The following is a 222-nucleotide window of genomic DNA, read 5'->3' as shown; positions in this document are numbered from 1 at the left end:
CGGTGGAGCGTTCGCGGCCTGGAAGTGGTGGGACAAGCAGGCCAACCCGGACTGGCTGGTCGAGCCCCCGGCCCCCACCGAGGTGGCCGACGACCGCGCGCCGCTCACTTCGGTCGACGGCAGTGGCCGGACGGTGCTCGACCCGGAGGTCCGCGCCAAGCAGGACGAGGCGGAAGCCGGACCGGACCCGGTGGACGGCACCGACCGCGACGACAAGCGCTG

Annotated in this window: 1 protein-coding gene; it reads left to right on the top strand. The window is 74.3% G+C overall.

All coding sequences use genetic code 11. The features are described from left to right. A partial coding sequence (locus MFF40_RS28705; protein ID WP_238263225.1) for a DUF5324 family protein occupies window positions 1–222 on the top strand: 222 nt, incomplete at both ends.

Origin of the sequence: Methylobacterium mesophilicum, from assembly GCF_022179445.1 — a bacterium.
In the GTDB taxonomy this organism is placed as follows: domain Bacteria; phylum Pseudomonadota; class Alphaproteobacteria; order Rhizobiales; family Beijerinckiaceae; genus Methylobacterium; species Methylobacterium mesophilicum.
Note: the sequence above shows the minus strand (reverse complement) of the source record. Positions and strands in the feature narration are given on the sequence as shown.